The following is an 8,513-nucleotide window of genomic DNA, read 5'->3' on the forward strand; positions in this document are numbered from 1 at the left end:
CGTTCGGAGGCGCCGGCGGGCCTCAGCCCCTCCCCAGGGTGCGCAGCATCCGCTCGAGGGTGCCGTCTCCTGGCCCGGCCGGACTCAGCCCGAGCTCGGCGTGCGCCTGGTCGAGCTCGATGGCCGTCGTCGTGGACTCGTCGCCTGCGGCGGCCGGCAGGGGCCCCCGCGTCGCGGCGTTGAGCTCGACGAAGGCCGCCAGCTCGTCGGCCGCCCGGTTGATGCGGGCCCGCAGCCCCCGGTTCTCCTCGCCGAGGGTGCCGGTCGTGAGGTAGACGCCGGTCGGGACGGTCATGGTGCGCAGATAGCTGAACAACGGGCGCATGGCGTGGTCGATGATGAGCGAGTGACGCTCCGAGCTGCCCGTGGCGCCCAGCAGCACCGGCTTGTGCGCGAGGTCGTTCGGCGGCAGCAGATCGATGAACGACTTGAACAGGCCCGAGTAGGAGCCCTGGAAGGTGGGGGAGACGGCGATGAGCGCGTCGGCGTCCTCCACGGCGGTGATCGCCTCGTCGAGGTCGGAGTGCGTGAAGCCGCCCAGCAGGGCGTCGATGATGGCCTGCGCGTAGTCGCGCACCTCGACGTTCGTCACAGTGAGCGGTCCGGGCAGGCGCGCGCTCACCGCCGCGGACAGCTCGTCGGCCAGAATCCGTGTCGTGGACGGTCTGCGCATGCCAGCGCTGATCACAACGAGGGTCGTCATCTCGGTCTCCATTCCAGCTCGGATCGTATAGGGCCGCGGGGCTCGGCGGTCGCCCCCCGGACGCATTCGTGTCCATCGATGCCGTGAGGGTGTCATTCGCCGCGGGGCGCGCCGGGGCCGGCCAGGTCGTTCGCGCAGGGCGTCACGGCTCGTTGGCCGCCGCCCCCGGCACGAGGACGTTCACGGGTGACGGGTCGTTCGCGCGAAGACGCTCACGAGAACGCTCACGACCACCGTCCGAGGCCCGCGCGGGGCGGCGTGCTCGTGGAAGGCGTTCGGGCCCATGTCCACCAGGTCGCGCAGCTGCTCCCGGGTGCATGCGGCCTCGAACTCGACGAGCCGGTTCCCGACTCGGTCCAGGCCCGCGTCGCCCATCTGCCCGACGAGCCGGTCGGCCTTGCCGTCGGCGACATCGAGCAGGCCCAGCTCGGCGCGCAGCCCGGCCAGGTGGGCCGTCGTCGGGGCGGCCACGACGACGCGACCGGACCCCGAGAGCACCCGGGAGAACTCGGCCGCGTTGCGCGGCGCGAAGACGCACAGCAGCGCGTCGACGCATCCCGCGCGCAGCGGCAACCCGGCCCAGGTGTCCGCCACGACGCAGGCCAGCCCGATCGCCGCCGCCCGCCTGAGGGCGGGCACCGAGGCGTTCATCGCGAGCGGCACGGCCCGCGGATGGGCCGCTGCGGCCCCGGCCAGGTACCAGCCGGGGCCCGCGCCGGCCTCGACGATCGTCGACGGCTCGCCGCAGGCCTCCACGACGGCCCGGCGCAGCGGCTCGTGGACCCCCGAGCCGAGGAGGCGCCCCCGGGCGTCGAGCATCCGCGCCGTGTCGGCGTTGCGGGGCTGGGCCGAGCCGGCCAGGTTCACGTAGCCCTGCCGCGCCACGTCGAAGGCGTGGCCGGCCCCGCAGCGCAGCCGCCGCTCCGAGCGTGCCAGCGGCGCATCGGGGACGCCCCGGCGTGCGCAGACCGGGCAGGCGAGCAGGCCCGCGGCCCGGTCGAGCGCGGCGAGGCGCCGGGCGAGGGGGACGGTCACAGGCCGCGCAGCATTCCGCCGTCGACCGGCACGAGGCAGCCGGTCAGATAGCTCGCCGCATCCGAGAGGAGGAAGGCCGCGACCGCGCCGAACTCGGCCGGCGTGCCCAGGCGCCCCATCGGGATGCCCGCCCGACGGGCGTCCTCGGCGGTGGGCTCGTGGCCGAGCAGGTCGATCATCCGCCCGGTGGCGATGTTGCCGGGCATGAGGCCGACGGCCCGGCCGCCGGCGGGGGCGATCTCGTCGCTCAGCTGCTTGACGAGCATGGCCAGGCCCGGGCGCAGGCCGTTGCTCGGGGCCATGTCGGCCAGCGGCATCTTCGCCGAGACCGACAGGACGAAGCCCAGCCTCGCCGCCCCGTTCGCGCCCAGCACGGCGCGGGCGATGCGCACGGCCGCCAGGAAGACCGAGTCGAAGGCGCCCAGCCACTGCGCGTCCGTGGTGCCGGTGACGGTGCCCTTCGGCGGGCCGCCGACCGAGACCAGGGCGCCGTCCAGCCGCCCCCAGGCCCCCAGCGCCGCCTCGACGGCGCGCTGCGCCGTGTCCGCCTCGGACAGATCGGCCGCCAGCGCCGTGGCCCGGTCGGCGCCCAGCTCGGCGACCGCCTCCTCCAGCGCGTCCCTCCGGCGCGCCACGAGCACCGTACGGGCCCCCTCGGCCACGAGCGCCCGGGCGCCCGCCAGGCCGAGGCCGCCGCTGGCGGCCGTGACGATGAACACCCTGTCGTGCAGTCCACAATCCATGTCCTCATCCTGCCCCACGGGGATCCGCGCCCCGCCGAGGGGCGCGAACCGGTACCGTGGACGGGTGAGTACGCAGCAGAACGGGCGCGTGGCCCTCGTCACCGGAACCAGCCGCGGCATCGGCGCAGCCATCGCCGCCGACCTCCTCGCCGCGGGCTACCGCGTCGCCGGCACGAGCCGGACCGGCACCGCCCCCGAGGGCGTCCTGGGCATCGCCGCCGACATCACCGAGCCCGACCAGGTCGACGCGGCCTACCGCCGGGTCGAGGACGAGATCGGCCCCGTCGAGGTGCTCGTCGCCAATGCCGGCATCACCCGCGACGGCCTGCTCGCCATGATGAAGGACGAGGCCTGGGACGACGTCATCGGCACGAACCTGTCCGGCGCCTTCCGCACCGTGCGCCGCGCCGTGCGCCCCATGACGCGCGCCCGCTTCGGTCGCATCGTGCTCATCGGCTCCGTGTCCGCCTACGTCGGCACGCCCGGCCAGGTGAACTACGCGGCGAGCAAGGCCGGCCTCATCGGCATGGCCCGCTCCGTCGCCGGCGAGCTCGGCAGCCGCGGCATCACCTGCAACGTCGTGGCGCCCGGCTTCGTCCGCACCGACATGACCGACGAGCTGTCCGACGAGGTCAGGGCCGACTACCTCAAGCGCATCCCGCTGCGCCGGGCCGCCGAGGTCGGGGACGTCGCCGCCGCGGTGCGCTTCCTGTGCTCCGACGAGGCCGGGTACATCACCGGCGTCGTCCTGCCCGTCGACGGCGGCATCGGCATGGGACGCTAGTCTTCCACCGAGAACGGAAAGGACCAGAACACATGGGCATTCTCGAGGGCAGGAAGATCCTCGTCACGGGCATCACGATGAACACCTCCATCGCCTACAAGGCGGCCGAGGTCGCCCAGCGCGAGGGCGCCGACATCATCGTCACCGGCTTCGGCCGGGCGCTCAGCCTGTGCAGGCGCGTCTGCGCCAAGCTCGACCCCGCGCCCCCGGTCATCGAGCTCGACGCCACGAGCGAGGAGAGCCTGGCGGCCCTGCCCGGCGCCCTGCGCGAGAACGGATTCGACCGCATCGACGGCGTGCTGCACTCCATCGCCTTCGCCAACCCCGAGACGGCGCTCGGCGGCGGCTTCCTCACGACCGGCTGGGACGACGTGGCCACCGCGCTGCACACCTCGACCTACTCCTACCCGGCCCTCGCCATGGCCCTCAAGGACATGATGGGGCCCGGCTCCTCGGTCGTCGGCCTCACCTTCGACGCGACGATCAGCTGGCCGTCCTACGACTGGATGGGCGTCGCCAAGGCGGGCCTGGAGTCCGCGAACCGCTACCTCGCCCGCTACCTCGGCCCCGACGGCATCCGCGCCAACCTCGTCTCCGCCGGGCCGATCGACTCGCTGGCGAAGAAGGCCATCCCCGGATCGGCCTCGCTCAACGACGTCTGGGACGAGCGGGCCCCGCTCGGCTGGAACGCCAAGGACGCCACCCCGGTGGGCACGGTCATCTGCGCGCTCCTCAGCGACCTGTTCGCCGCGACGACCGGAGAGATCATCCACGTCGACGGCGGCCTGTTCTCGACCGGCGCCTGAGGGCTCCCGGCGTCACCGGCCTGCTGCGCGGGTCGGATCGGCCCTGCCCGTCGCCGAACCGGTCGGCGGCCCCGCCCGCGGGGCGGGCGCTCCGCACGGTGACGGTCGTGCGGGCCCCGGCGGCCCGGCGCGGACGCGCCGCGCGGGTGCTCCGCCTCTCCGGCCCCACCTCTCAGAGACGGGCGCCCGCCGGCCGCGCGTCCGGCCAGCTGGCGGCCGCGCTGATCGCCTGCCGGCACACGATCCCGATCCTGCGCAGGTGCGCCGAGCGGGCCAGCCGGGCATGCGAGTGCAGCGCCGCGTTGTCGGCGCCCGGGCCCGCCGCGCAGACCTCGCGCCACAGGATCGCCCGGTCGAGCAGGCGCTGGTTCCCCGTGGGGTAGGCCCCGCCCAGGACGACCGAGGCCGCGTCGTCCGGACGTCGCCCGACCGCCGCGTCGAGGCCGGCCAGCTCGCGGGCCGAGACGAGGACCTGCGCGTTGAGCGCCGTCGCCGCCTCGCCGGGCGTGGGCGGGGGCAGCGGACGCTCGGCGCGGGCCAGCCGCCACTGCATGGCGGGCCCGACCGGGTGGGGCAGCCAGGCCACCCGGCCCCGTGGGCGACGGCGGTGGCGCCGCACTCGAGGGCCTGGGCGTTCGTCGTCGAGGGGTCGCGCAGGCCGCCCAGCCGGATCGCCGGGGTGGACGACGGCCAGCATCCACAGCTCGCCGGGCAGCGGGTGCTCGCGATGCGGGCCAGGGTCGGGCGCACGGGGCCGCGTCGGGCCCGCCCGGTCCGAGGACCCCTCGGGGTCGGCGACGTGGTGGGGCCGGTCCGGCTCGCCGGTGTCGCTGATGCGCAGCACGCGCTCGGCGCGGGGAGCGTCGAGGGCGCCGACGCCCATGGCGTTGAGCACGCTCACGAGCCTCAGGCACGCGATGAGTGAGGGGGTCGGACACGGCGCCCAGGCTGGTCGTCCGCCGCCGGACGCCCGAGGGGTTGCGTCGCAGCCGAACGCGGCGCGTCGCCAGACGGTCGGCGGCCGCAGCCTCGCGGGGCCGACTTGTAAGGTCTAACCATGGTCTCGGTTGCGGAGCTTGCCGGTGTCAGTGTGCGGCGTGGTACCACCCTGCTGCTCGACGATGTGAACCTGTCGATCGACGAGGGCCAGCGCTGGGTCGTCATCGGCCCCAACGGCGCCGGCAAGACCACGCTGCTGTCGATCCTGGCGACTCATCTGTATCCCACCAAGGGGGTCGTCGGGATCCTCGGCGAGGTGCTCGGCGCCGTCGACGTCTTCGAGCTGCGCCCCCGCATCGGCCTGACGAGCCCGACGGTGGCCCACCGCATCCCGGCCCGCGAGAGGGTGCGCGACGTCGTCGTCTCGGCCAGCTACGCCGTCAACGGGCGCTGGCGCGAGCACTACGACGAGATGGACTTCGACCGCGCCGGCCGGCTCATGGACTACTTCGGCGTCGTCGAGCTCGCCGACCGCACCTACGGCACCCTGAGCGAGGGGGAGCGCAAGCGCGTCGAGATCGCCCGGGCCATGATGACCGACCCCGAGCTGCTGCTGCTCGACGAGCCGGGCGCCGGCCTCGACCTGGGCGGCCGGGAGCGCCTCGTGTCGACGCTCGCGCAGCTGTGCGCCAGCCCCTACGCGCCGACGACCGTGCTCGTCACCCACCATGTCGAGGAGATCCCGGCGGGCATCACCCATGCCCTGCTGCTGTCCGGCGGCCGGGTCGCGGCCTCCGGGCCGATCGGCGAGGTGCTCACCGACGAGCTCATGTCCGCCGTCTACGGCATGCCGCTGCGCATCGAGCAGGCCGACGACGGGCGCTGGACGGCCAAGGCCGCCTGCTGAGGACGGGGCGGTCCGGCCCGGTGGCCCGCCGTTCAGTCCCGCTGCTCCTCGGCGGCGCTCAACCGCCCGCCCCGCTCGTGCCAGGCCGCAGGCTTGGCGCGGTAGCGCCCGGCGATGACGCCGCAGACGATGAGCTGCACCATGTGGAAGATCATGAGCGGCAGGACGAGCAGCGGCACCTGGGCGGCGCTGAACAGCACGGAGGCCATCGGGGCGCCGGTGGCCAGCGACTTCTTCGTCCCGCAGAACTGGATGGCGATCTGGTCGCGGCGCCCGAAGCCGATCCGGCCGGGCAGCCACCAGGTGAAGGCCAGCATGAATGCCAGCAGCGCGAAGAGCACCGGCAGGAGCCGTACGATGTCGAGTGCGCCGACGGTGTGCCAGACGCCCTCGTTGATGCCGTCGCTGAACGCGCTGTAGACGACGCAGACGATGCTGATCTGGTCGACCAGCCTCAGCCGCGGATGGTCCCGGACGAAGCCGGCCGTCCACCGGCGGGTGAGCTGGCCCAGCACGAAGGGCAGCAGCAGCTGCACCGCCAGGTCGACGATCGAGCCCGGCTCGATGACCAGGCCGCCGGTGCTCATGACGACCATGGCCAGCAGCGGGGTGAAGAAGACGCCGAGGATGTTCGACATCGAGGCCGAGACGATCGCCCCGGCCACATTGCCGTCGGCGATCGAGGTGAAGTTGATGGAGCTCTGCACCGTCGACGGCAGGATCGACAGCCACAGCACCCCCAGGTAGAGCTCCGGGCTCAGGTAACCGCCCGACAGGGGGCGCAGCGCCAGCGCGAGGACCGGGAAGACGACATAGGTGCAGGCCAGGATCGTCACGTGCAGGCGCCAGTGCACCAGGCCGGCCAGCGCCTCGCGCGGTTCGAGGCGCACGCCGTACAGGTGGAAGAGCACGAAGATGAGCACCTTGACGGCCCAGTCGAGGACGCGGTTGGCCTCGCCGGTGGCCGGCAGCGCCGTGGCGACGACGGCCGAGACGACGATGGCGGTCACGAACCAGTCGATGCGGATCCTCCGGTACCAGGGTCTCGGTCCGTGCTGCTGGGTCTGGGTCGTCACGTGGCCAGTCTAGGATCGGGTCGCCTCCGGGCGGTGCGCCGCCGGTCAGCGGTCCGGTCGGAGCCGGTCCTGCCGGCGGGGCCCGTGCCGCGGCTCTCCTGCTGCCGCGCTGTCCTCTCGCGCGTGGCCGGGATGCTCCATCCCCCGGAGCCGGGGCGTCGTCCCCGCCGCCGTGGCGCCCCTCGGCGGCCCCTCATCGTTGGCCGGCCCGGCCGGGGGGCCGTCGGGGCACTAGCCTTGCGCCGTGGCGACCCTCATCCCGATCACCGATCCCGCCGACGAGCGGCTGGGCGACTACGTCCGATTGCGCGACGTCTCGCTGCGCCGGTCCCTCGAGGCCGAGCAGGGGCTGTTCATCGCCGAGGGCGAGAAGGTGATCAGGCGGGCCTGCGAGGCCGGCTACGAGCCGAGGTCCTTCCTGCTGGCCGAGCGCTGGATCGCCGGGCTGCGCCCGATCCTCGACCGCCTCGACGTGCCCGTCTACGTCGTGGACGAGGCCCTGGCCGAGCGGGTCACCGGGTTCCACGTGCACCGCGGGGCGCTCGCCTCGATGAAGCGCGCCACCCGCTGGAGCATGGCCGAACTGCTCGACGCGAGGCGCCTCGTCGTGTGCGAGGACATCGTCGACCACACGAACGTCGGCGCCATCATCCGCTGCACCGCCGCCCTCGGCTGGGACGGCGTGCTGCTCGCCCCGCGGGCCGCCGACCCGTTCTACCGGCGGGCCGTCAAGACGAGCATGGGCGCCGTCTTCTTCCTGCCCTGGGCCCGCATGGACGACTGGGCCGGAGGGTTGGGGACCCTCAAGCGGGCGGGCTTCACCGTCGCGGCGATGGCCCTGCGCGCCGACGACGTGACCCTCGACGAGTTCGCCGCCGACCTGGCGGCCGAGCCGCGCAAGGTGGCGCTGCTCATGGGCACCGAGGGCAGCGGGTTGAGTTCGCACTGGCTGGCCCAGGCCGACGTCGTCGTGCGGATCCCCATGGCCCGCGGCATCGATTCCCTCAACGTGGCCGCCGCGGCGGCGGTGGCCTGCTACACCCTGCGCGAGGGTGCGCCCGGCCACCGCCGCTGAGGAGGAGGGCCCTTCCCCCTGTGCCCCACAGCGGTGAGGCGGAGAGAAAGGAATCGGGGAAGGGCCCGGATCATGGTCGGGGCCGGCTCGGTGCGGCCGGTCCCGCGGCCCGTCAGTTGTGGAAGATGACGTTCTGGTATGGCGGTCATGAAACAAGATCGTTTTCGGTGTCGCGGGGTGGGAGGTGTTCGAAGTCGTAGTCGAAGGTGCGGCCGGTGATGTATGAGGCGAACGCGCCGAAGGTTTCTTCGGGGGTCTCGCGCTGGATGTTCGCGATGTTGTTCTTGGCCGTGTTCCAGACGTGCTCGACCGGGTTGTGGTCGGGCGCGTACGGTGGCAGCTGAATCGGGGTGATGCGTTCCAGCAGCCGGCCGGGCTCGTAGAGACCGGTCAGCATCTTGGCGTGGTGGAACCGGGCGTTGTCGAGGACGACCGCGATCTTCTC

Annotated in this window: 10 protein-coding genes; 4 read left to right on the plus strand and 6 right to left on the minus strand. The window is 73.6% G+C overall.

The features are described 5' to 3' along the window. Nucleotides 1-22 precede the first annotated feature (22 nt). The 3 genes from K336_RS0107890 to K336_RS0107905 all read right to left on the minus strand — a co-directional run bounded on the left by K336_RS0107890 (nucleotide 23) and on the right by K336_RS0107905 (nucleotide 2,481). On the minus strand, nucleotides 23-703 hold the full coding sequence (locus K336_RS0107890; RefSeq protein ID WP_028706735.1) for a CE1759 family FMN reductase: 681 nt from the start codon (nucleotides 701-703) through the stop codon (nucleotides 23-25). A gap of 180 nt (nucleotides 704-883) precedes the next feature. Further along, nucleotides 884-1,738, minus strand: a complete 855-nt coding sequence (locus K336_RS15340; RefSeq protein ID WP_051245532.1) for a putative RNA methyltransferase — start codon at nucleotides 1,736-1,738, stop codon at nucleotides 884-886. Further along, the gene (locus K336_RS0107905; protein ID WP_028706736.1) at nucleotides 1,735-2,481 is read right to left on the minus strand and encodes an SDR family oxidoreductase; all 747 of its coding nucleotides are present in this window, start codon (nucleotides 2,479-2,481) and stop codon (nucleotides 1,735-1,737) included. Before K336_RS0107905 ends, K336_RS15340 begins: the two co-directional genes overlap by 4 nt. A gap of 64 nt (nucleotides 2,482-2,545) precedes the next feature. Between K336_RS0107905 and fabG the strand changes: the two genes are divergently transcribed. Both fabG and fabI read left to right on the plus strand, forming a co-directional pair. Next, the gene (gene fabG / locus K336_RS0107910) at nucleotides 2,546-3,265 is read left to right on the plus strand and encodes a 3-oxoacyl-ACP reductase FabG (protein WP_028706737.1); all 720 of its coding nucleotides are present in this window, start codon (nucleotides 2,546-2,548) and stop codon (nucleotides 3,263-3,265) included. 32 nt (nucleotides 3,266-3,297) lie between these two features. Then, nucleotides 3,298-4,071 (plus strand): enoyl-ACP reductase FabI, encoded by a 774-nt coding sequence (gene fabI, locus K336_RS0107915; RefSeq protein WP_021797451.1) that lies wholly within the window; start codon nucleotides 3,298-3,300, stop codon nucleotides 4,069-4,071. A gap of 172 nt (nucleotides 4,072-4,243) precedes the next feature. Here the strand turns inward: fabI and K336_RS0107920 are convergent, their stop codons facing one another. Next, complete coding sequence (locus K336_RS0107920; RefSeq protein ID WP_028706738.1) at nucleotides 4,244-4,972, minus strand: hypothetical protein; 729 nt, start codon at nucleotides 4,970-4,972, stop codon at nucleotides 4,244-4,246. 156 nt (nucleotides 4,973-5,128) lie between these two features. Between K336_RS0107920 and K336_RS0107925 the strand changes: the two genes are divergently transcribed. Then, complete coding sequence (locus tag K336_RS0107925; RefSeq protein ID WP_021798435.1) at nucleotides 5,129-5,917, plus strand: ABC transporter ATP-binding protein; 789 nt, start codon at nucleotides 5,129-5,131, stop codon at nucleotides 5,915-5,917. A 32-nt stretch (nucleotides 5,918-5,949) separates the two neighbouring features. On the opposite strand, the gene K336_RS0107930 is transcribed toward K336_RS0107925, so the two are convergent. Continuing rightward, a complete protein-coding gene (locus K336_RS0107930; protein WP_021798437.1) occupies nucleotides 5,950-6,993 on the minus strand; it encodes a bile acid:sodium symporter family protein in 1,044 nt (347 codons plus the stop codon). Between the two features lie 244 nt (nucleotides 6,994-7,237). Between K336_RS0107930 and K336_RS0107935 the strand changes: the two genes are divergently transcribed. After that, entirely contained in the window at nucleotides 7,238-8,068 is an 831-nt protein-coding gene (locus tag K336_RS0107935) for a TrmH family RNA methyltransferase (protein WP_028706739.1), read from the plus strand. 145 nt (nucleotides 8,069-8,213) lie between these two features. Here K336_RS0107935 and K336_RS17025 read toward each other — a convergent pair. Beyond that, a partial coding sequence (locus K336_RS17025) for a transposase (RefSeq protein WP_211223467.1) occupies nucleotides 8,214-8,513 on the minus strand: 300 nt, incomplete at its 5' end.

The sequence above is a fragment of the Propionibacterium acidifaciens DSM 21887 genome (assembly GCF_000426605.1).
GTDB classification, from domain to species: domain Bacteria; phylum Actinomycetota; class Actinomycetes; order Propionibacteriales; family Propionibacteriaceae; genus Propionibacterium; species Propionibacterium acidifaciens.